Below are 21,598 nucleotides of genomic sequence, written 5' to 3'. Positions count from 1 at the left end.
GCCCCTCCTGTGTATGGCTACCGAGTGGGTAACTTAGAGATCGTCAATGTAGCCCAAGCTGCGCAGTGCACGTTCGTCATCTGCCCAACCGGATTTTACTTTAACCCAAAGCTCGAGGTAGACCTTGCGCTCAAATAGATCTTCCATATCGAGTCGGGCCTCACGGCCGATACGTTTGATTTTCTCGCCGCCTTTACCAATCACCATTTTCTTTTGGCCATGGCGCTCGACCAAAATCAGACCATTAATATGAAAACCATCCGTTTCTGGATTGTAATCAAAGCGCTCGATTTCGACGGTCACCGAGTAAGGTAGCTCTTCACCCGTGAAACGCATTAGCTTTTCACGAATGATTTCTGACGCCATAAAGCGTTGTGAGCGATCTGTCACGTACTCTTCTGGGAAGTAGTACTCGCACTCAGGTAAGGCATCGCGAACACGCTGCTCGACCACATCGATATTGGTACCGTGTTTCGCAGACACTGGGATCACATCAACAAACTCCATCTTTTCCGATAAGGTTTGTAGGTGCGGGAAGAGTTCAGTCTTTTCACGCACATTATCCACTTTGTTAACCAAGAGCACGGTTGGCAACTCTGAACGCGCCAGCTTGTTCAGAACCATTTCGTCATCTTTGGTCCAGTGGGTGCCATCAACCAAGAAAAGAACGAGCTCAACATCGGTCAACGAGCTGTTTGCCGCTCGGTTCATCAGGCGGTTGATCGCACGCTTTTCTTCAATATGCAGTCCCGGTGTATCTACATAGACGGCTTGATAGTTATCACGGGTATCTACGCCCATGATACGGTGGCGCGTGGTTTGCGGTTTGCGTGACGTAATCGAGAGCTTTTGCCCAACGAGACGGTTGAGCAAGGTCGATTTGCCGACGTTTGGACGCCCGACAATGGCGATAAATCCGCAGTGCTGTGCTTGTGTCATTGTGCCAACTTCTGTAATGCTAACTCTGCAGCCGCTTGCTCTGCCTTGCGACGACTGCTGCCTTTGCCTATCACAGAACGCTCCAGTCCTGCCACTTGACACTCCACCGTAAACTCTTGGTTGTGTGCCTCGCCACGTACTTTCATTACCGTGTAAGACGGTAACGGTTTACGCTTGCCTTGTAGGTGCTCTTGCAAGCGGGTTTTGGGATCTTTTTGGCTGACGCCTGGCTCAATGGTATTTAAGCGTTGTTGATACCAGTTGAGGATAATGCGCTGCACCGTATCAATATCACTATCCAAAAAGATAGCACCAATCAGCGCTTCTACCGCATCCGCCAAAATTGAGTCTCGGCGGTAGCCGCCACTTTTAAGTTCTCCTGGGCCAAGGCGCAGTACTTCGCCCAGTGAAAACTCACGCCCAATCTCAGCCAAGGTATTGCCGCGCACCAAGGTCGCGCGCATACGACTCATATCCCCCTCATCCACTTTAGGAAAACGGTGGTAGAGATCGTCAGCAATCACAAAGCTGAGAATCGAATCACCCAGAAACTCCAAACGCTCATTGTGGGTGCCATTGGCGCTTCTGTGTGTCAGTGCAAGCTCAAGTAATGCCGCGTTATTGAATTGGTAGCCAATCTCACGCTGCAGTTTATCTGTTAGTGTTGTCATCATGTTCCAGAATTAATTAATACCACCAATACGGTTAAAGCGAACGCCTGTCGGCACCCAAGATGGTAGCCAGCTATCACTGTCACGCTCGAACTCAAAGCTTATCCAGATCGCCACCGCTTTGCCGACTAAGTTGCGTTCAGGGACAAATCCCCAGAAACGGCTGTCAGCACTGTTATCTCGGTTATCCCCCATCATGAAGTAATGGCCTTCCGGCACCACCCAGCTGTTAACGCCCGGACGAGGCTGATAGGCAGCCACGCGGTCATTGCGGGATGGGTTCACGAGGATCTGGTGTGCTTGCGCGCCTAAGGTTTCTTGCGCCTGAATCAAGTTCACACCGCCTTGGGAAAACTCGCTCGGCTCAATATTATCAATGGGCACAGGCTCGCATTGTGATTGCCCTTTTGGCTGGATACACAGTCGTTTTTCTTTGGTATAGACAATGGTATCGCCCGGCAAGCCGATCGTTCGCTTGATGTAATCGATATTCGGTTGTGGTGGATACTTAAAGACCACGATATCACCGCGTTCCGGTTTGCCGGTCTCAACCAGCTCGGTATGAAACGCGGGATCGCGCAGCCCATAGGCAAACTTTTCCACCAAAATAAAATCGCCAACCAGCAAGGTTGGCATCATGGATCCTGATGGAATTTGAAAAGGCTCATAAATAAAGGATCGCAAGACCAATACCACGGCAATGACCGGGAAAATCGATACCGCGTTCTCAATCCAACTGGGCTGAGGCGCCATCTTGGCAACTTGTTCGCTATCGACATCACTGTCAGACACGTTTAGGGTTTTCGCGGCCGCTTGGCGGCGTTGCGGCGCCCAACGGTACTTGTCTAACACCCAAATTATGCCGGTGACCACAGTCACCAGCACCAGTATCAAAGAAAATGTATTGGCCATACTTTAATCCGTTATTATTTGTCTTTGCCCACATGCAAAATGGCCAAAAAGGCTTCTTGCGGCAGTTCGACGTTACCGATCTGCTTCATGCGCTTCTTACCTTCTTTTTGTTTTTGCAGTAGTTTTTTCTTACGACTCACGTCACCGCCATAACATTTAGCTGTAACGTTTTTACGTAGCTGCTTCACGGTTGAGCGTGCAACGATGTGGTTACCAATCGCCGCCTGAATCGCAATATCAAATTGCTGACGTGGGATAAACTCTTTCATCTTCTCAACCAAGTCACGGCCTCGAGGCTGGGCATTATCACGGTGAGTAATAATCGCCAAGGCATCAACACGGTCGCCGTTAAGAAGAATATCTACCCGCACCATATCGGATACTTCATAGCGCTGGAAGTTGTAATCCAAAGAGGCATAACCGCGGGACGTCGATTTAATCCGGTCGAAGAAGTCCAAGACCACTTCAGCCATTGGGATATCGTAGGTTAGCGCCACTTGGTTGCCGTGATACACCATATCTACTTGCATGCCGCGCTTCTCCACACATAAGGAGATGACGTTACCGACAAACTCACTTGGCACCAAGATGTTACAACGGGCGATCGGCTCACCGATGGTATCGATATCGTTGATCGGCGGCAGCTTCGCGGGGCTATCCACGTAAACCACTTCTCCGTCGTTTTGTGTCACTTCGTACACAACCGTCGGGGCGGTGGTAATCAGGTCGAGGTTGTATTCACGCTCAAGACGCTCTTGGATGATTTCCATATGGAGCATGCCAAGGAAACCACAGCGGAAACCAAAGCCCAGTGCCGCTGAGCTTTCTGGCTCATAAAACAGTGAGGCGTCGTTTAAGCTCAGTTTACCTAGCGCATCACGGAAGTTTTCATAATCATCCGAGGAGATAGGGAACAAGCCGGCATACACCTGTGGCTTGACCTTTTGGAAACCTTCAATGCGCTTTTCACAGCCATTTTTTGCATGGGTAATGGTGTCACCCACTGGCGCGCCAAGAATGTCTTTAATGCCACAGATCACCCAGCCCACTTCACCCGTTTTCAGCCCTTGGAGCTCTTTGCGTTTCGGCGTGAAAATGCCGATGCTATCAATGTTCCACTCTTGGCCGGTGCTCATGATTTTGACTTTATCGCCTTTTTTGAGCTCACCTTCACGGATACGCACCAATGACACCACCCCTAGGTAGTTATCAAACCAAGAGTCAATGATCAGGGCTTGCGTGGGGGCATTCGGATCGCCTTCTGGTGGCGGGATAAGACGTACAATATCTTCCAGTACATCATCCACGCCCACGCCGGTTTTCGCCGAACAGCGGGTAGCATCAATGGCTTCAATACCCACGATGTCTTCAATTTCTTGCGCGACACGATCAGGGTCGGCAGCCGGAAGGTCGATTTTGTTCAGAACAGGCACGACTTCCAAGTCCATTTCAATCGCGGTGTAGCAGTTTGCTAGGGTCTGAGCTTCCACGCCCTGTCCAGCATCTACCACCAGCAAAGCACCTTCACACGCTTTCAGTGAGCGTGACACCTCATAAGAGAAGTCGACGTGTCCTGGCGTATCAATGAAGTTAAGCTGATACTCATTGCCGTCTTTGGCTTTATAGTTCAGTGTCACACTCTGTGCTTTGATGGTGATACCGCGCTCGCGCTCTAAGTCCATAGAGTCGAGGACCTGAGAAGCCATTTCCCGGTCAGTAAGGCCCCCACATACTTGAATGAGTCGATCGGAAAGGGTCGACTTACCGTGGTCAATGTGGGCGATGATCGAAAAGTTACGAATATGCTTCATGTGTTAGTGTGACTTACTCGTTATCTACAAGAATGGGATCCTAGGATCAGGTGGGGCGGATTCTACCGAAAATAGTGGCTAGTCGCTATCCTGACGTGCTGCATTTATCACCGCGAGCTCGGAAACTGGCTCTCCCATCACGCGTAATAACTGGGGCTGCTGTTGCTCAGGCGTTCCTACCCGTGCCGCCAAATAGCGTGCAATCAGCACACCGAATGTGCCAAAACCAACACTGGTGGCAATCACGCCAGCCTCGCCGCCACTGGCAAGCTCGGCAAACACAAACTGACCAAGCAGTGCGCCTACCATCAACATTACCAACGGCACCAGATAGACAATTAACGCGGAACGCACCAAGGTGGCTTCCGCAAGACCAATTTCAACCAAGGTCCCGACCGGTAACGCTTTGGGGGCACGCACTTTGACATGATTAACCTTACCAGGCAACGCTTTAGACACGATACCGGTGCCACACTGACTTTGTGATTGGCAACTGCCACAGCTGGTTTGTTGCTGACATGCCAGTGCCAACCAGCCATTTTGATATCCAGTCACTTCCGCAAGCGCTTTAATCATTGTTCAACCTGTTGCGATGCTTTTTCTCCATTATCGGTGATACGCACCGAATTAGCGACACGTTTAGCGGTTTCAGGCGGAATATCACCCACCACGGTAATCTCTGCGTTTCCGCTAATCACACTGTGTAACGTCCGGCGCCCCTGACGGACAATTTGCTCGCGTACCGAGACATCGTCCGCTTTCGCCAAATAAACCGAAAAACTGAACAGGCCGTCGCTAAACATTTGGCTTTCAACCGCACGTTTGGTCATCATCAAGCGATGGCGATTGCTGTACACAGGCTCAAAACCATCCGGCAATTGGGTGACTTGCCAATCTAATGATGAGCGGCTGGTAGTGGGCAGTTTGAGTACAGGTGGGAGCGTGAGTTCTGCCAGTTGCTGCATCGCTTCGCTTATGCGCGGCGTGACCACGAGCGACAATGCGCGATATTGCTCCAGCGGATCACCATCTCGGTCCAATAAATCCGCGCGGACCGGCAGCTTGCTCTCTTCATCAATCCACAAAAGATACGAGTAACGCTCACCATCTTTTGGTGTGATTCGCACCACTTGGCAAGCCATACCCGCTTCACGAGATTCACCCATTGAGACAAAATCATACTGACGTGCAAGGACATCAATATCGGTTTGAATCAAGGTGGGAAGTGGCGCAACGATATGATCGCTGGCAATGGTAAAGGGGTCGTATCCCGGCTCAAAGTAGCTCACTTCATCACCGCGACGGATCACTTCTCGCGGCGGTCCACTGAGGTACATTAAGTGCCCGAATGCATTCTCACCCACACGCGCATGCCGAAAGCGCATCGGCTCTAAACTATTTTTGCCGACCATGATGTAGGACACTTCATAGTCCAATGTGTCGCTTGCGACGTCCATTTGATGTAACAAAGCCTCGGCAGAAGGTTCGGCCGAGGCTTGCGCAGACATCAAACCGACCAGCGCAAGCGCACCGATCAGAGTTTTTTTCATTGATTTGTACTGCTCATCGACGGTGCCAGTGTCTGATTCTCAGACAGCCTATCTTTATTCAAACGAAGCTGCAATTCGTAGTCTTTCAACATCGCATTAATCCGGCGACGTTGCTCCATCAACTGCGCTTCGGTGGGCGTTGAGCGAAAATCATCTCGGCTCAGACTCACCGGTTCTGCAGCACCCGAAAACGGGATGGTTTCTAGCACAGGTGGTTGCGTGGCGGTACTCGCTACCGGTGATGTGCTCTCCAGCTGGTTATACTGCTGCACACCGACAATCACGGCCAATGACACACAGGCTGCCATCCCCACTTGCGTGACTTGTTGAAGCCAGTTGGGCAAATGACGACGGGCTTTTTCCGGCGTCGGCTGCGCTTCATGCATAGGTATCACATCACTGTCGTGATGATGAACAGGGGTATGCACTGGCTCCTTGTCTAACGCAGACGCCACCGCCCCAGCAATATCCCACTGTGCGGCGCTTGGAGTTTCACCTCGCATTACGTCACGGAGGGTCCCGAAACTTTCCCATGTTTGCAGCGCGTCATTATCGTGCTCGAGTTGGTGGATCACTGCGTTATCCACGACCTCACCATCTAACAACGCTGAAATTTGTTCTCTATCCGTCATTCATGTCACCGTCATGCAGCCAGCAAAACACGTTACCGTTTCATCAGTGGTCGGATGCGCTTCTCCACCGCCTCTCGAGCGCGGAAAATACGAGACCGTACCGTACCGACTGGACAATCCATTACCTGTGCAATTTCTTCGTAGCTGAGTCCATCGAGCTCACGCAACGTAATTGCGGTTTTTAAGTCATCAGGCAGTGATTCGATCGTCGAAAAAACTACCTGCTTCAGTTCCTCTGACAACATCAAGTTCTCAGGGTTCGAAATTTCTTTTAGTGATCCGCCGCTTTCAAAATTCTCTGCATCTTCTGCGTCTATATCACTGCCGGGTGGACGACGCCCTTGCGCCACCAAATGGTTCTTTGCTGTGTTCACCGCAATGCGATACAGCCAAGTATAAAACGCACTCTCACCACGAAACCCCGGTAAGGCACGATAGGCTTTAATGAACGCCTCTTGTGCGATGTCCGGAATATCGCCACTGTGTGTTCCCACGTAGCGGGCAATAAGGTTGCACACCTTATTTTGATATTTGACGACTAACAGGTTGAATGCTTGCTTGTCACCATTCTGTACACGTTCTATTAGAACCTGATCGGTTAGCTGCTCGCTCATTCGAGCGTTTACTCCTTGGTTGTTCTTTCCGCCCGATTATCGAAATTCTGTGCCCGACGTTGTCAGAACGCGGTTAAACCCTCTTGCGAGCATTCGCACATACTACGACGAAGTGGCTGGGGAAAAGTTCCTCACCATGTTGGTTTTATTTTGGGTGTCATCACATTACTGTGACGGGATGGCTAAATTATGACAACCTAGCCCGCCCATATTGTCGCCTGAAGGATAGCATGGTTGCAAACTTTCCCCCTCCGTTCACTGTGATTTGATCCAAGTGCGCGCAGGCGTGACAAATTGGTGTAACATGGGCCGCGTAGAAAGAGGACCAGGGATCATGACGACCACAACTCAGGAACATCAATGTGATGTGCTGGTTATCGGCAGCGGTGCCGCCGGCCTATCATTGGCGCTACGTTTGGCGCCCACACATAAAGTGATTGTACTTAGCAAAGGCCCATTAAGCGAAGGAGCCACCTTGTACGCGCAAGGTGGTATTGCCGCGGTTTTTGATGAGCAGGACTCTGTCGAGTCACACGTTGAAGACACACAAATTGCAGGCGCTGGCATTTGTGATACGCAAGTTGTCGACTTTATCGCTCGAAATGCGAAAGATTGCGTACAATGGCTGATCGATGGCGGCGTGCCTTTCGACCAAGAAGATACTGAGAGTGACACGCCGAAATATCACCTCACCCGCGAAGGTGGGCATAGTCACCGCCGTATTCTTCATGCTGCGGATGCCACCGGCATGGCCGTGCAAACCTCACTGCAAGACAATGTACGCAACCACCCCAATATTACCTTGCTCGAACGCCATAATGCGCTCGACATTATTACGCGTAAAAAAATCGGCCTTGGTGGTCCCAATCATGTGTTAGGTGCCTATGTCTGGAACCGCGATCGAGAAGTGGTCGACACGGTACGGACCAATTTTGTGGTGCTGGCGACCGGTGGTGCATCCAAGGTGTATCAGTATACCTCGAACCCAGATGTGTCATCCGGTGATGGCATCGCTATGGCTTGGCGTGCGGGGTGTCGGGTCGCTAATTTGGAATTTAATCAATTCCACCCAACCTGTTTGTATCACCCTGATGCCCGTAACTTTTTGCTTACCGAAGCATTACGTGGTGAAGGCGCCCATCTCAAACGCCCAGATGGGACACGATTCATGTCAGAGTTTGATGAGCGTGGCGAGCTAGCCCCACGTGATGTGGTGGCCCGTGCCATTGACTATGAGATGAAGCGCCTCGGGGCTGATTGCATGTACTTAGATATCAGTCATAAAGATCCTGACTTTATCACCAAGCATTTCCCGACCATTTACGAGAAGCTGCAGACCTATGGGTTTGATCTCACCAAGGACGCGATTCCGATTGTACCAGCCGCTCACTATACCTGTGGCGGTGTGATTGTTGACCAAAACGGCAATACCGACTTGCCGGGCCTCTATGCAATCGGCGAAGTGAGCTATACCGGCTTGCACGGCGCCAACCGGATGGCGTCTAATTCTCTTCTGGAGTGTGTGGTCTACGCGTGGTCTGCCGCTGAACATATCAAAGCGCACCAAGACCATGTTGAGCCGCTTGCTCCGCTCCCTGCTTGGGATGAGAGCCAAGTAATTTGCTCCGATGAAGAAGTGGTTATCCAGCACAACTGGCACGAGCTGCGTTTGTTCATGTGGGATTATATGGGGATTGTTCGCTCCACCAAGCGTCTGGAGCGCGCACTGCGTCGTATTGAACTGCTCAAGCAAGAAACTCACGAGTATTACGCCAATTTCCGCGTGTCGAATAACTTGCTCGAGCTGCGTAACTTGTTGCAAGTGGCGGAACTGATGGTGCGATGTGCAATGCAGCGTAAAGAAAGCCGAGGGCTGCACTACACCATTGATTACCCAGAGCAGTTACCGGACTCTGGACCAACCATTTTGGTGCCGGATCAACCTTGCTAACCATGTGACGGTAATAATAAAGGCCAGCAAACGCTGGCCTTTTCTCATTTAACGAAACAGCACTCAATCTACCGCATTGCTTACTCAGCTTTTAAACTGACTCACCGCGCGCTCTAGGTTCGCCGCCTCTTCCGCCACCTGATGGGCTGCATCACGGTTTTGCTGTGCGCGATCGGTACTGGTTTGGGCAATATCCTGGATGGTATGCACGTTTTGGTTCACTTCTTTGGCAACCGAACTTTGCTCTTCAATGGCGGTCGCGATCTGGGTGCTCATGTCCATGATATGTTGCATATCAGCCATGATTTGCGCCAATTCTTGGGAAGCCGCCTCCACTTTAGATACAGACGTTTGCCCATCTTCGCGGCTTTGCTCCATGCGCTCCGCAACCGACTGAGTTTGGTCCTGCAACGAACCAATGATACCGGCGATTTCATCGGTCGATTCTCGCGTACGGGTCGCCAGCTGACGTACCTCATCGGCAACCACCGCAAAACCACGTCCTTGTTCACCGGCTCGAGCCGCTTCAATTGCCGCGTTCAGGGCTAGCAAGTTCGTTTGCTCGGAAATATCTTTGATGACATCAAGCACCGACCCAATGGTCTCGGACAGTTTACTCAGCTCCAACACTTCGTTGCTGGTATTGCTGAGCGTTTCTGACAGAGTCATGATCATGGTGCGGGTATCATCCACCACTTGCTGACCATTTTGCGCGCGACCCAAGCTGGTACGTGCATTGTCAGCCGCTTGGTCGGTATTGCTGGCAATATCACGAATGGTGCTTTCCATCTCGTTCATCGCAGTTGCAGCGTGGGTGGTTTCATCTAACTGGGTGGTTAGCGCAGAGCTAGTTTGATGACTACGCGACTCGACTTGCTCCGCGCTTTGATGCAGCGCTTGCACCGCAGAACGCACATCCGTCACCATGGTTTGGATGCCAGCCAGCATCTGATTGACATCTTTGGCCATCGCCGCAATTTCATCGCGACCCGCCTCATCGGCCCGCAACGTCAAATCTTTTTGCTGCGTGATCTGGCTCATTTTCTCACTAAAGCTATAAATGCGGCGCTGAATCCCTCGATTCATCCACAAAGAAACCACCGTCATCACCAGCGCTAAAATGATTACGATAGAGCCTGTTAACATCACAGTATCGCGTAACGCTTTATCAATAGCACTTTGGTATGACTCACTGAGGGTTTCAAACATCTCTTCAACTTGGTGGGTCTTGCCACGGATATTGCCCAACAGGCCTTGGTCATGCGCCAATCCCAGTTGCTCTTTTTGCGTTACCACCGCCTTTACCGTCGAGTGGTGCGCTTGGAATAACGCTAACAAATCGCCTTTTAGGTAGGCAGTCAGCTCGTTCATTTGCCGTTGATATTGCTCGATGTGGCTCATATTGCTGCTATTAACGAACAGCTTCGCTTCCGCCACCAATAGGCGCGCGCTGCTTTCCAGCACAATATCGTTTTGAGTCGCCGCGACCAACTTCTCGCTAGCTTGTTGCATATCACCACGCAAACCTTGTCCGGCCTCTAGGCCAAGACGCTGGTAACCTGCGCCAAGGTCACGAAATCCCTGCGCGTAACCCTGCATCGCTGTCGATACTTGACCAATGATTTGCGTATCGAGGCCAAGCGCTTGACTGTCCGTGCGCAGTTCACCGAGCAGGCTATTGAAGGCGTCAACATTGTTATCAAACCGGGAGAGATATTTAGGGTCCATGCGGGCAAGAAAGTCTTTTTCATTACGTCGCAAATTAAGCAGAATCACTTCAAGATCGGACACTGTGGTTAACTGGCGGTGCATGTTGCCAAGCTTGCTTTCCGCTTTCCATGCCACACCCGCCACGGCCAACAGGGCTACCACCGACATCGCGGTTAGCAGCAATAGTTTTTGCTTTATATTCATAGTCACCCTACAACCAAACTCAGAGTTTCAATAGCCCTACACATTGTGTGCACCTTTTACTATCGGCCAAGCTGGGTAAAAGTAAAGCGGCGCAAACACCTCGTCACAAAAATGTCACAAACTATCCCTAACGGCCGTACAGCAGTGACGATAAATCAGACGAAAGTGATAGTCTGGCATCCCGCCTCGCCACAGAAAGATCCGCGACTCCCCTTGAGCATTCTCGAGGACAACCAACCAAGGCGTCGCCCAGACACAGGACATTTTCTCTTTGGATTGGGTGTTCAGCTGGACATAAAAATGGCGGTCAACGGATAAGGTGCCTTGGCTAGCCAGTAACTGGTGGTAGAACCTTCGACCATCACCAATCACGTAAATAATCGCCAGGGCGCGGGCACTCAAAGGAACGGCAAGGTGAAAAGTGATCAGCCATGCCGCTATCACGCCGAACAGGATCAGGCTAATAGCGACATAGCGAGGACAGCGGAGCTGACTATGTACGAAGCTTGCTTCGGTTATGGGCAACAATCTTGTCAACGATAGATTTCATCTTAGGATCGTCAGGTTTACCATGCCCCATCAGCCACGCAAACAAGTCAGGGTCGTCACTTTCTAAAAATGCGATGAAGTCTTGCTTGTCACTGTCACTCAAGGTGTCATAGCAAGCTTCAAAGAAAGGCATAATGATTACATCAAGCTCCAACATGCCACGGCGGCATGCCCAACGGATCCGTGGTTTATCGTCGGTATTTACCATGTTTACCTCAATCACTGATGTCAGTGGATGCATAGTATCAGTGCCAGCGGAGGGCGACTACTTTTCCTCTCAACTCGGCGATTAAGATGAGAGCTATCCCCTGATGTTTATCGATTCAACGTCGGCTTGCCACCAATACCCTTACAATACAAAGGCTGACAAGCTGACAACGCACGATTAGTATACGTGTCATACTCTGTATTTTTCTCAACTGCGAGCGTGATTTCTATGAGCGAATGGTATCAAACAGTCGCCTTTACCCCAGCCGAGCGCAATGCAAATAGCCCACTGCCTGATTTGGCCTTGGTCGCGTTGGATAACTGGTCATTGACGCAAGTAAGCGGCGACGACACTCAAAGCTATCTGCAAGGACAATTGACCTGCGATCTGAGCCAACTCGACAAAAATCAATCGACCCTCGCGGCTCATTGCGATCCCAAAGGCAAAGTCTGGTCGGTATTACGGCTTTTCCACCACGGCGACGGTCTGGCTATGGTGCAGCCAATGTCGATTGCACAAACGCAACTCACTGAGATAAAAAAATACGCCATCTTCTCGAAAATCGACTTTCAGCCTAGTGAAGATGTATTGCTCGGTGTCGTTGGCCAACAAGCAGAGCAAGTGATCGCGGAACATTTCGGCGCTCACGGTGCCGTGCGCCATAGTGAACACGGCACGGCGGTGATGCTCGAGCCAACCCGCTGGTTGCTTGCCATCAGTCCTGCTGCGGCGGACCAACTGGTTGCAGCCTATCAGGAAAGTGCCCTATTGGCTGACCACACGCTATGGGAGCAATGCGACGTCGATGCTGCCTTGCCGCGCATTGAAGATGCCACCAAAAGCGAGTTTATTCCGCAATCCCTCAATCTGCAGGTACTGAATGCGATCAGCTTTACCAAAGGCTGTTATACCGGTCAGGAAACGGTCGCACGCGCGAAATACCGTGGCATCAATAAACGCGCTATGTATAAATTGGTAGGACAAGCCGATCAGGCCCCTAAGCCGGGTGATAAAGTAGAACGAGCGGTAGGAGACAATTGGCGAGCAGGCGGCACCGTCATTGCTGGCGCTGCCTACTCAGACGGTCGTGCAACCGCCTTAGTGGTTTTACCCAATAACTTGGACGACGACACTGCCTTTCGATTCGCGGATGCGCCCGACGCCATTTGGCAGCGCGTCGCACTCCCGTATTCACTCGAAGAGGAAAAATAACCCTTGGTCGCTTCTTCTGCCTCTATGCCACTACACACAGCCGTCACTGCCACGCTTGATATGGCAGGGGTGACCTATGAGGTTTTATGGCAATCGCAAGCTACCCAATCCATCACTGACACAGCGGCAGCGCGCGGGATCTTACCGGCGCGTATGCTAAAAACGCTGCTTTTACGTGATATGGGTAACCAGTACGCATTAGCCTGTGTGCCCGGTGATTGTCAGGTCGACCCACGGCGCGTGCGCGAGCAGTTAGCATGTCGGCGAATGACACTGGCCGACGCAGACAAGGTGCGCGCAATGACAGGTTATACGCTTGGCACGGTCGCTCCCTTAGGATTACCTCGGCCGCTGCCAATTGTGTTTGAAGAGCGCATTTTAGACCACGAAAGTGTCACGATAAGCAGTGGCGATCCGCACGCTGGGCTGTGGGTGAAAGTGACCGACCTAGTGGCACTTTGCCAACCTCTGCGCGCCGCCATTTGTCGCGACGATAACCCCTAGGAGTCAAGGCTAAGGATGGCTCAAAAACAGTGGCGTAAATACGACCTCAACCTGCTCGTAACCTTTATCACCTTAATGGAAACGCGCAGCGTTACCCGCGCGGCTGAGCGTTTGGCCTTAGGGCAATCGGCCATGAGCCATAGCCTGTCGCGTTTGCGTGTGATGCTCGATGACCCCTTATTTGAGCGCCGCGGCCATCAAATGGTCCCCACTGCCCGCGCGATAGATATCGCACCTAAGATTCAGGCATTACTCGATACGCTCTCCAGCGAGGTGTTGGTGCCACCTCACTTTGAGCCGCAACACTACGATGGACAGGTGCGCATCGGGCTCACGGATTATGCGGAGCTGATTTTTGCCCCCGCCTTATTTGATAGCTTTACGACTCATCTGCCTCACGCACAATTAAGCCTTCGCCCTGTCGACAAAAAAAGCTGTCAACAGGCGCTTGAGGATGATGAGGTCGATGTCGTGATTGGCGTGCTTCCAGAGGGGATGGAAAACATGGCCAGTCAGCACTTATATCACGAACAGCATGTCTGTCTGTTTGACCCACAAAGCACAGGGCTGCACGCCCCCATTAGTTTGGCCGATTTTGTCGCAACCCCACACGCGCTGGTTTCCACCCAAGGTCAGTTAACCAGCCCTATCGACCAAACACTGACCAAGTTAGGCTATCAACGCCATGTAGTGATGGGATCGCAGCGATTTCTCACCGTGAGACAATTGCTAAAACAGCGCCAATTACTTTGCACTGTTCCGGAACTGATGGCACGTATCGATAATTTCGATGATACCGACACGCTTGCTCTGAGCGCACCTCCTATTGATGTGCCTGGGTTTGATATTCATCTGGCTTGGCGACAGCAAATCAGTGCCCACCCACGAACCCAGTGGCTCATTGCCCATATCACCGAGACCGTTTTAACCCGAGTCGATGCCCTAAAAGCCGACCCAACCTACGATGGAAAGGAGTAAGCGATGCAGTTTTTACCTTTAACCGATGTGAACATCAATGACGTTGCTGAACTGGTCCGTGAGACCTTTACTCACAGCGAAGGGCCTGAAGAAGGGAAGCTTATTGGCCAACTGATTCATCAGCTGCACGACACCACACCAGAGGGTGAATGGCTTGGGTTTGTCGCGGTCGATAACTCAGTGCTGGCTGGGGCAGTCTTTTTTTCTCGGTTAAGCTATCCAACCATGCCCGAGGCGGCACTGCTTTCGCCGATGGCGGTCCACCCAAGCTATCAAAAACAGGGGCTTGGGCAGTCTTTGATCCAGCATGGCCTTAACGCACTAAAAGAGCAGGGCTATCAGTTGGTGATGACCTATGGCGACCCAGCGTTTTATGACCGTGTGGGATTTGCGCCAATTTCTCCAGAAACCATTCAACCACCGCATCATTTGAGCTACCCACATGGGTGGCTAGGGCAATCATTAACCGATGCACCATTAATTGCACTGAGAGGAAAACCCAGTTGCGTCCCCGCATTTAACTGCGCTGATTTGTGGTAAAGATCCCAAACTGAGGATGTACGATAACGCTGTCATCCCCTCGCCATAAACCCTTTGCACAATCTGCGCCGTTGTATGTCGCTATTTCCCGACATCACAACTATGGTTACCACGTTAAATATGGTTACCACCTCAGAGCCACCATGCAAAGTGGACAGGGCTCAAGGTTTATTCAACTATCCAAGAAGGGTTTATGCGCGTTTTTAATCGCTATGTACCAAGGTTGGTCGCAAAACATGTGGCGCGACTTTTTTCAGGTCGACTTTATATTGCCGGACGAGGACGCTTTGATTTTGAAAACGGTTGGCTAAAAGCCCCTCAAGACGCCACCATCACGCACTACCAAACCGTCAAAGAAGTTAATGCAGTGATACGTGAGGCCTATCAGCAAGCCATGCATGATGAGCCTCAGCCTCACGCGGTCAATACACACCGCCACTGATTCACATTCAGGGCGAGCTTAAACCAACAGGCCCCGCCAAAAGGCAGGGCCTGACGATGACGCAAAGACAGCCAACCTTATTCGTCGTCGTCTTCTTCCCCTAGGGTTTCTTCGTAGCTTTGCGCATCCAAGAGATCATCAATTTCAGACTCATCGGTAGCGCAAATTTGGAATAACCAGCCATCACCATAAGGATCGCTATTCACCAATTCTGGTGAACCATCCAGCTCTTCATTCACCGCAACCACTTCCCCAGAAATAGGCGCATAAATATCAGAGGCGGCTTTGACAGACTCTGCCACGGCACAATCGTCTCCGGCATCAAAACTGTCGCCCTCGTCGGGCAAATCAATAAATACCATATCCCCTAACAGGGCTTGCGCATGATCCGAGATACCAATGGTAAACAAGCCATCGCCTTCTGGGCGCACCCACTCATGCGTTGAAGTAAATTTTAATTCTGATGGGATATCACTCATAGTTTTGTTCCTTGTTGCACCCAGTGACACATCGTCGTTTCAACAGACTTCGTGGTTCACTAATACTTGGTTGATTAACTACACAACAACTAGCACACAGATATCGATTCGCCAATAATCTCAGCTAGACGATTCAGAAAATGTTGCACAGGCGAGCTTGGGTAGCTCGCCACTTAGCCCTAGCGCCCGTTTAATAAATGGCAGTTTAGCGCCCGGCAAATGATTCACAGCCTGCATGCCGACACCACGGATCAATTTTTTGATCGGATGCGCGCCGTCAAACAAACTTCTAAAGCCTTGCATGGCGGCGATCATTTGTGCCGCTTCTGCTTTTCGCCAGCGTTCATAACTACGCAGTGACGCATGCAGGCCAATGTCTTTTTCTTGTTCAGCAAGGTGTATCAGTGTTTCAGCAAGCGCTGCAGCATCCAGCAAACCTAAATTCACCCCTTGGCCGGCCAGTGGGTGAATAGTGTGCGCAGCATCCCCCACCAAGGCCACACGGTCAGCGGCAAATTGCTGTGCATAACGCATGGTTAATGGATAACTGGCACGTGGTCCCACAGCTTCGCAAAGCCCCAGAGTCACATCAAATTGTGCCGTTAAAGCCTGATTAAATGCCGCGTCGTCCATATCCAAATAGTGCTGCGCCAAGCACGGTGACACCGACCATACAATCGAGCAAAGGTGCGGATCACTAAGCGGTAAAAAAGCCAGTGGACCATCCGGCGTGAAGATTTGCCGTGCAACGCCCTGATGGGCAACCTCAGTGCGAACCGTCGCAACAACCGCGTGATGCCCGTAATCGCGTTGCACCAAAGGTAAACTGGCTTGGCCTCGCACCCAAGAGCGCGCGCCATCCGCCCCCACCACCAATTTAGCGGTCACGCCGCCACCAGAGGCAAGCTGTAGCCAGGTTTCTCTCTCACCCATCATCATCGATTGACACTGCTCAGGCATCAGCAACGTCACATTACTTTGCTGTTTGATTTTWTCGAGGAGCGCCAACTGAATGACACGGTTTTCAACAATATGGCCCAGATCACGCTGGCCCAGACTTTGTGCATCAAACGCGATCTCGGCAAAACTGTCTTGCTCCCAAACGTGCATGGCTTGATAACTTGCCATGCGGCGAGATTCAATGCCCGACCAAGCCCCCACGCCGCGCAATATGCGTTCACTGGCGCGGCTTAGGGCTGACACACGGTTATCCGGGATGGTATCCAAGCTGGGCTCAGGGGTTTTCCCTTCAATAACCACCACACGTAAAGCGCTGTGTTCCAACGCTGCCGCCAAGGTGAGCCCCACCATGCCGCCGCCAATGATGGCAATATCTGCATTGATCATCTTCATGTGCGCGCTACCCATCCTATGGTGCGTTGAATAAGAGGTTGTTTAAGACTCGGTAGAGCTGACATCAACCCCAGTCCGAGATTACGAGTGGCTGATAACACCGCATTTTGGTTAGAGAACAGGTGCACTAACCCGGATGTGGTGGCGATGGTGGCCTCTCGGTCCGCTTCTCTATGTTGCGCGTAGCGGGTTAAGACTGGCATTGCGCCCAAATCCTCGCCGTGTGCTGATGCTGCCGTCAGAACCTCGGCTAGCGTGATCACATCCCGTAGACCAAGATTAAACCCTTGACCCGCGATCGGATGGAGGCTTTGTGCCGCATTGCCGACCACCGCCGCACGGTGGCTGACCGGACTCACCACTTGATTAAGCACCAACGGATAGGCATGCCGAGTGCCAACATGAAGAAGTTTACCCAAGCGCCATCCAAAGGCCGTCTGCAAACCGTCCAAGAAGGTCGCCTCGTCACACGTGAGCCAATGGTCGACTTCATCCGGTGACACACACCAGACCACCGAGCACCGTCCCTGCGACATCGGCAGTAACGCCACCGGCCCTGTGCGAGTAAAGCGTTCAAATGCCACCCCTTGATGCGGCAACGCGGTGCTCACGTTGGCAATGATCGCCACCTGATGGAAGTCGTGCTGCTGACGCGCGATCTTCATCTGTTGACAGCATGGTGAGCGTCCGCCATCGGCAGCCACTAGCAGTTTTGCCTGCAAGGTCTCTCCTTGCTTGAGCTTAACGGTTACCGACGCTTGCTCACGATCGATATGTTCGACGTAATCGGGACAATAAAGATCAATGGCGCTGCGATGACTGAGCTGCTGATGAAAGACACGGCCAGCATCCGCAAGCTCAATCACCTGCCCTAAATAAGGAACACCTTGAGCGTTCGCATCAATCTGTGTCTGTCCCGCATGGCCGCGGTCCGAGACATGGATATGCTGAATCGGGGTGCCAAATGGCGCTAACGCCGACCATAAACCCAGCGATTCCAGTGCAGCACAGCTTCCCTGTGCCAAAGCAATACTGCGTGCATCATACCCAGGGTGATTGGCATGATCGGGTAACATCGCCTCAACCACGGCAATACGCAGCTGACCGCCACTTAATGTATCCAGCGCAAGTGCGGCCGTGGCACCGGCCATCGCTCCACCGGCAATGATTATATCGTAGGCTTTCATCCCACCTGTCCCTAATCCCATACTGTATGGGGTCATCGCATGTCAGCGATGTTGATTCATTGATTAATGGAGTGTCTTTGGAGTCTCATCCGCATCCGGACGCGCACCCAATTCAGCATGCACCACCATGCAGCAAACGCGAACATGCTCACAAACTTGCTCAAGCAGCTCCGCTTGTTCTTGCATGTCACCGTCTTCGTCAATGCCAAGCTGGGCAATAGCTTTAAGGTCGCTCAGCGCCTCGGTGACGTCATTGGAGAGTTGACGGCCTTGTTTACCGATCAGCCCCACACCCGCTAAAAACGCATTGATCCATTCAACAAGGGCTTCTGCTCGAGCGACTACGCCAACCTGCTCGTCGTCAGGGACATAGATATCGAGATCTAAGTCGTCCCCAGTCAATTGTGTTTTTAGCTGATGATAGCTTTGCATGGCGAGGGTTTTCGCCTCAGTCGGCCATCCCATACCTTGGTTGGTATAGTCGTAAAGCATGGTGAGCCAGCCCCCATCTTCCAGCGCCATACCTCCACTTAACATACCGGCGATTAAGCCATGCATTTCGGCGGGTGTGACGGCAAGGCTATCTGCCGATAAAGTCGTCGCGGCTTGCGCATAAAGAGGTAAACGGGTATCAGTCACAATCTTGCCCTTGGTCGTGCATGTTATAAAAACCACAGTCTACCATTTCACGCCGCGTGGCTGAATCGCTCCCGTATCAAAAGCACGCAAACACGCTTTGATACCTCTTCCGATACGAAGGCACGGATAAAATCGTTTCATCGTGGCTGGCAGTGTAAATCGACGCGCTGCGCGACGGGCATGACAAAGATCAATTCATACTCGGCTTAGCAACTGGCCATAATAAACTGCGGCTTAGCTCTCATCTGCCAACCTGTCAGAGCATTCATCGCCCGCTTCCATGTCTAAATTGACAGCAGATACACAGCTTAGGTATTTCAAAGTGGTGTATCGCTAAAAATAATTGCTAGAATAGCGGACATTGTTACTGTGTCGTTGGCCCAAGAAGAAGAGGCCGCACGAGGAGCCAGCCAACCATTATGAGCACACAACCGGTTGAAATTAAGATCCTTGATCGCTTTGTTCGGGTCAATTGTCCACCAGGACAAGAACAAGCGCTCAAAGAAGCAGCAAGTGAGTTCGATCAACGGTTGCAACAACTGGCTGAGCGCACTAAAGTAACCAACACAGAGCAGTTAATTGCCATTGCTGCTTTAAATGTTTGCCACGAGCTGAATGAAGCCAAGCAATCATTGGTCGACGTCCAAGATCAGGTTAAGCAACGGAGCGCCCTGATGGCGTCAAAGTTGGACACAGCAATGGCCACGCAAGGACCGCGTAAGTAACCCGAATTCCCTGGGGTGTTTGTCAGCGGATCTACGTCCCTGAGCCGATAAGCAAACCTAAGGGTGTGTTGTTACAAGCTACTGAGCAAGCTCGGCACGTACCGAGAAGCCTACGGTTTGTACTGCCCGCCCGCCTTGAACCAGCGGGTTCAAGGGCCTTCGATCCCGACGGCATCCCGGGGCTCTCTTCCAGACAGGCTAGCATCAAGGACAGTTATGCAGCCCAGACAGCAAATACGTCAACAAGTCCGACACGCCCGCCGGCAACTGAGCGCTGAACAGCAAGAGCGCGCCGCCCACGCGGTCATGACGCGCTTTATGGCCTTGCCGTCTGTGATCGCCTCTCAGCACATTGCCTTATATTTATCGTTTGATGGTGAGCTTGATACCGCGCCGTTGATTAATGCCTGCTGGCAGGCCGGAAAGTCTGTCTATCTCCCTGTTGTCCATCCATTCAGTCAGGGCCACTTACTGTTTTTACATTACACCCCGACTACCCCTATGCAGTCGAACCGCTACGGGATCGCCGAGCCCACACTGGATATTCGTCATCTCTTACCCACCCACCAATTGGAGGTAATTGCCACGCCCTTGGTTGCCTTTGACGACTGCGGTCAACGGCTGGGCATGGGCGGGGGCTACTATGATCGTACCTTGGCGCTCTGTGCACACCCAAATGCGACGGCGGTCGGCCTTGCTCATGACTGTCAGCATTGGGGCCAATTACCCACCGAGCAATGGGACATGCCCCTTCCCCACATATTAACGCCCAGTCACCATTGGCACTGGTCAGCCACGAATTCGCGACCTCTATCCTGACGGCGTCGACGCGCTTCGCTATAATCGCCGCCAAAACCCCCATTAGGAGTGATCATGAACCAAGACGATAAAAAAAGAGCAGCGGGCGAAGCGGCGGTGGAATATGTCAAACCCGGCAGCATTGTTGGCGTAGGGACAGGCTCGACCGTCAACTACTTCATCGATGCCCTTGAGCCGATTAAATCGCAAATTAAAGGCGCTGTTTCCAGTTCAGAAGCATCCACCGAGCGTTTGAAAGCACTGGGCATTGAGGTGTTTGATGCGAACGACGTCGCAAGTCTTGATGTATACGTGGATGGCGCAGATGAAATCAACGCGCGCAAGCATATGATTAAAGGCGGAGGTGCAGCCCTCACCCGTGAGAAGATTGTCGCGGCGATCGCAGACAAATTCATCTGCATTATCGATGACACCAAACACGTTGATGTTCTTGGCGAGTTTCCGCTTCCTGTGGAAGTGATCCCGATGGCACGCTCTTATGTGGCTCGCGAGTTGGTCAAACTCGGGGGCGATCCTTGCTATCGTCAAGGGGTAGTGACCGATAACGGCAACGTGATCTTGGATGTGCACAATATGAAAATCCAAGATCCAAAAGCGCTCGAAGATACCATTAACGGTATCGCAGGTGTAGTGACTGTCGGCCTATTCGCCAACCGTGGTGCCGACGTCGTCTTAACTGGCACTGAAAACGGCGTGCAAAAAATTGCAGACTAAACGCATAACCCATCATGCATAGTCGGTGAGAGGCTCATTCTTGCCCGCAAAAGCCAAACGTTTGCGTTTAGTGTAATCAATAAGTTAAAAGCGCCTTTTTTAAGGTGCTTTTTTTATGGTCTAGAACGGATAATTCTTACCCCTTCGCAAAATTTTTGTTATCTTGGTCACTGTTCTGATACCGGCACATCGCGCGCCCTCCTGCGGCTTCGCGAATGAGATCAGCCTAATGACAGCGCCTCTAGCCGCTTTTTC

24 protein-coding genes and 1 other RNA gene are annotated in these 21,598 nt (G+C 51.7%); 10 read left to right on the top strand and 15 right to left on the bottom strand.

The window, feature by feature from the left end:
• Window positions 1–33: 33 nt before the first annotated feature.
• The 8 genes from era to rpoE form a co-directional block, all read right to left on the bottom strand.
• Entirely contained in the window at window positions 34–939 is a 906-nt protein-coding gene (gene era / locus BZJ19_RS06585; protein ID WP_077675028.1) for a GTPase Era, read from the bottom strand.
• Window positions 936–1,610, bottom strand: coding sequence for a ribonuclease III (rnc, locus tag BZJ19_RS06580; RefSeq protein ID WP_069591301.1), 675 nt, complete (start codon window positions 1,608–1,610; stop codon window positions 936–938). The genes era and rnc overlap by 4 nt, the downstream gene beginning before the upstream one ends.
• 12 nt (window positions 1,611–1,622) lie before the next feature.
• Window positions 1,623–2,522, bottom strand: coding sequence for a signal peptidase I (lepB, locus tag BZJ19_RS06575; protein ID WP_077675027.1), 900 nt, complete (start codon window positions 2,520–2,522; stop codon window positions 1,623–1,625).
• Window positions 2,523–2,536: 14 nt separating this feature from the next.
• A complete protein-coding gene (lepA, locus tag BZJ19_RS06570; RefSeq protein WP_077675026.1) occupies window positions 2,537–4,333 on the bottom strand; it encodes a translation elongation factor 4 in 1,797 nt (598 codons plus the stop codon).
• Window positions 4,334–4,411: 78 nt separating this feature from the next.
• The gene (locus BZJ19_RS06565) at window positions 4,412–4,909 is read right to left on the bottom strand and encodes a SoxR reducing system RseC family protein (RefSeq protein WP_077675025.1); all 498 of its coding nucleotides are present in this window, start codon (window positions 4,907–4,909) and stop codon (window positions 4,412–4,414) included.
• Window positions 4,906–5,883, bottom strand: coding sequence for a sigma-E factor regulatory protein RseB (gene rseB / locus BZJ19_RS06560; protein ID WP_077675024.1), 978 nt, complete (start codon window positions 5,881–5,883; stop codon window positions 4,906–4,908). The genes BZJ19_RS06565 and rseB overlap by 4 nt, the downstream gene beginning before the upstream one ends.
• Entirely contained in the window at window positions 5,880–6,515 is a 636-nt protein-coding gene (locus tag BZJ19_RS06555; protein ID WP_077675023.1) for an RseA family anti-sigma factor, read from the bottom strand. Before BZJ19_RS06555 ends, rseB begins: the two co-directional genes overlap by 4 nt.
• A 32-nt stretch (window positions 6,516–6,547) precedes the next feature.
• Complete coding sequence (gene rpoE / locus BZJ19_RS06550) at window positions 6,548–7,129, bottom strand: RNA polymerase sigma factor RpoE (RefSeq protein ID WP_069591286.1); 582 nt, start codon at window positions 7,127–7,129, stop codon at window positions 6,548–6,550.
• 334 nt (window positions 7,130–7,463) lie between these two features.
• On the opposite strand from rpoE, the gene nadB reads away from it, so the two are divergent.
• Window positions 7,464–9,080 (top strand): L-aspartate oxidase, encoded by a 1,617-nt coding sequence (gene nadB, locus BZJ19_RS06545; RefSeq protein ID WP_077479921.1) that lies wholly within the window; start codon window positions 7,464–7,466, stop codon window positions 9,078–9,080.
• An 84-nt stretch (window positions 9,081–9,164) separates the two neighbouring features.
• On the opposite strand, the gene BZJ19_RS06540 is transcribed toward nadB, so the two are convergent.
• The 3 genes from BZJ19_RS06540 to BZJ19_RS06535 form a co-directional block, all read right to left on the bottom strand.
• Entirely contained in the window at window positions 9,165–10,994 is a 1,830-nt protein-coding gene (locus BZJ19_RS06540; protein WP_077675022.1) for a methyl-accepting chemotaxis protein, read from the bottom strand.
• A gap of 114 nt (window positions 10,995–11,108) precedes the next feature.
• Entirely contained in the window at window positions 11,109–11,519 is a 411-nt protein-coding gene (locus tag BZJ19_RS17070; protein WP_131826386.1) for a protein YgfX, read from the bottom strand.
• Window positions 11,488–11,751: an FAD assembly factor SdhE gene (locus BZJ19_RS06535; RefSeq protein ID WP_069589792.1), complete on the bottom strand. Its 264-nt coding sequence runs from the start codon at window positions 11,749–11,751 to the stop codon at window positions 11,488–11,490. Before BZJ19_RS06535 ends, BZJ19_RS17070 begins: the two co-directional genes overlap by 32 nt.
• Window positions 11,752–11,979: 228 nt before the next feature.
• On the opposite strand from BZJ19_RS06535, the gene ygfZ reads away from it, so the two are divergent.
• From ygfZ to BZJ19_RS06510, 5 genes are all read left to right on the top strand, one after another.
• Entirely contained in the window at window positions 11,980–12,963 is a 984-nt protein-coding gene (gene ygfZ, locus BZJ19_RS06530) for a tRNA-modifying protein YgfZ (RefSeq protein ID WP_077675021.1), read from the top strand.
• 24 nt (window positions 12,964–12,987) lie between these two features.
• Window positions 12,988–13,467: an aminoacyl-tRNA deacylase gene (locus BZJ19_RS06525; RefSeq protein ID WP_077675020.1), complete on the top strand. Its 480-nt coding sequence runs from the start codon at window positions 12,988–12,990 to the stop codon at window positions 13,465–13,467.
• Between the two features lie 15 nt (window positions 13,468–13,482).
• The gene (locus tag BZJ19_RS06520) at window positions 13,483–14,445 is read left to right on the top strand and encodes a LysR family transcriptional regulator (protein WP_077675019.1); all 963 of its coding nucleotides are present in this window, start codon (window positions 13,483–13,485) and stop codon (window positions 14,443–14,445) included.
• A 3-nt stretch (window positions 14,446–14,448) separates the two neighbouring features.
• A complete protein-coding gene (locus BZJ19_RS06515) occupies window positions 14,449–14,985 on the top strand; it encodes a GNAT family N-acetyltransferase (protein WP_077675018.1) in 537 nt (178 codons plus the stop codon).
• A gap of 193 nt (window positions 14,986–15,178) precedes the next feature.
• Window positions 15,179–15,427, top strand: coding sequence for a DUF1107 domain-containing protein (locus BZJ19_RS06510; protein ID WP_077662292.1), 249 nt, complete (start codon window positions 15,179–15,181; stop codon window positions 15,425–15,427).
• 77 nt (window positions 15,428–15,504) lie between these two features.
• Here the strand turns inward: BZJ19_RS06510 and gcvH are convergent, their stop codons facing one another.
• The 4 genes from gcvH to BZJ19_RS06490 all read right to left on the bottom strand — a co-directional run bounded on the left by gcvH (window position 15,505) and on the right by BZJ19_RS06490 (window position 19,085).
• On the bottom strand, window positions 15,505–15,906 hold the full coding sequence (gcvH, locus tag BZJ19_RS06505) for a glycine cleavage system protein GcvH (RefSeq protein ID WP_077675017.1): 402 nt from the start codon (window positions 15,904–15,906) through the stop codon (window positions 15,505–15,507).
• Window positions 15,907–16,026: 120 nt separating this feature from the next.
• Window positions 16,027–17,259, bottom strand: coding sequence for an FAD-dependent 2-octaprenylphenol hydroxylase (locus tag BZJ19_RS06500; RefSeq protein ID WP_077675016.1), 1,233 nt, complete (start codon window positions 17,257–17,259; stop codon window positions 16,027–16,029).
• Window positions 17,256–18,446: a 2-octaprenyl-6-methoxyphenyl hydroxylase gene (gene ubiH / locus BZJ19_RS06495; protein ID WP_077675015.1), complete on the bottom strand. Its 1,191-nt coding sequence runs from the start codon at window positions 18,444–18,446 to the stop codon at window positions 17,256–17,258. The genes BZJ19_RS06500 and ubiH overlap by 4 nt, the downstream gene beginning before the upstream one ends.
• A 63-nt stretch (window positions 18,447–18,509) precedes the next feature.
• Window positions 18,510–19,085, bottom strand: a complete 576-nt coding sequence (locus tag BZJ19_RS06490; protein WP_069589761.1) for a UPF0149 family protein — start codon at window positions 19,083–19,085, stop codon at window positions 18,510–18,512.
• A 419-nt stretch (window positions 19,086–19,504) separates the two neighbouring features.
• On the opposite strand from BZJ19_RS06490, the gene zapA reads away from it, so the two are divergent.
• From zapA to rpiA, 4 genes are all read left to right on the top strand, one after another.
• Window positions 19,505–19,810, top strand: a complete 306-nt coding sequence (zapA, locus tag BZJ19_RS06485; RefSeq protein WP_069589763.1) for a cell division protein ZapA — start codon at window positions 19,505–19,507, stop codon at window positions 19,808–19,810.
• Between the two features lie 4 nt (window positions 19,811–19,814).
• Window positions 19,815–19,997, top strand: a non-coding RNA gene (gene ssrS / locus BZJ19_RS06480) — 6S RNA.
• 29 nt (window positions 19,998–20,026) lie between these two features.
• The gene (locus BZJ19_RS06475) at window positions 20,027–20,629 is read left to right on the top strand and encodes a 5-formyltetrahydrofolate cyclo-ligase (protein ID WP_077675014.1); all 603 of its coding nucleotides are present in this window, start codon (window positions 20,027–20,029) and stop codon (window positions 20,627–20,629) included.
• Between the two features lie 54 nt (window positions 20,630–20,683).
• Window positions 20,684–21,343: a ribose-5-phosphate isomerase RpiA gene (gene rpiA, locus BZJ19_RS06470; RefSeq protein ID WP_069589765.1), complete on the top strand. Its 660-nt coding sequence runs from the start codon at window positions 20,684–20,686 to the stop codon at window positions 21,341–21,343.
• The last annotated feature ends 255 nt before the right edge of the window (window positions 21,344–21,598 follow it).

The organism is Salinivibrio proteolyticus, assembly GCF_001996165.1.
GTDB lineage: Bacteria > Pseudomonadota > Gammaproteobacteria > Enterobacterales > Vibrionaceae > Salinivibrio > Salinivibrio proteolyticus.
This window is presented reverse-complemented; position numbering and strand designations above follow the sequence as displayed.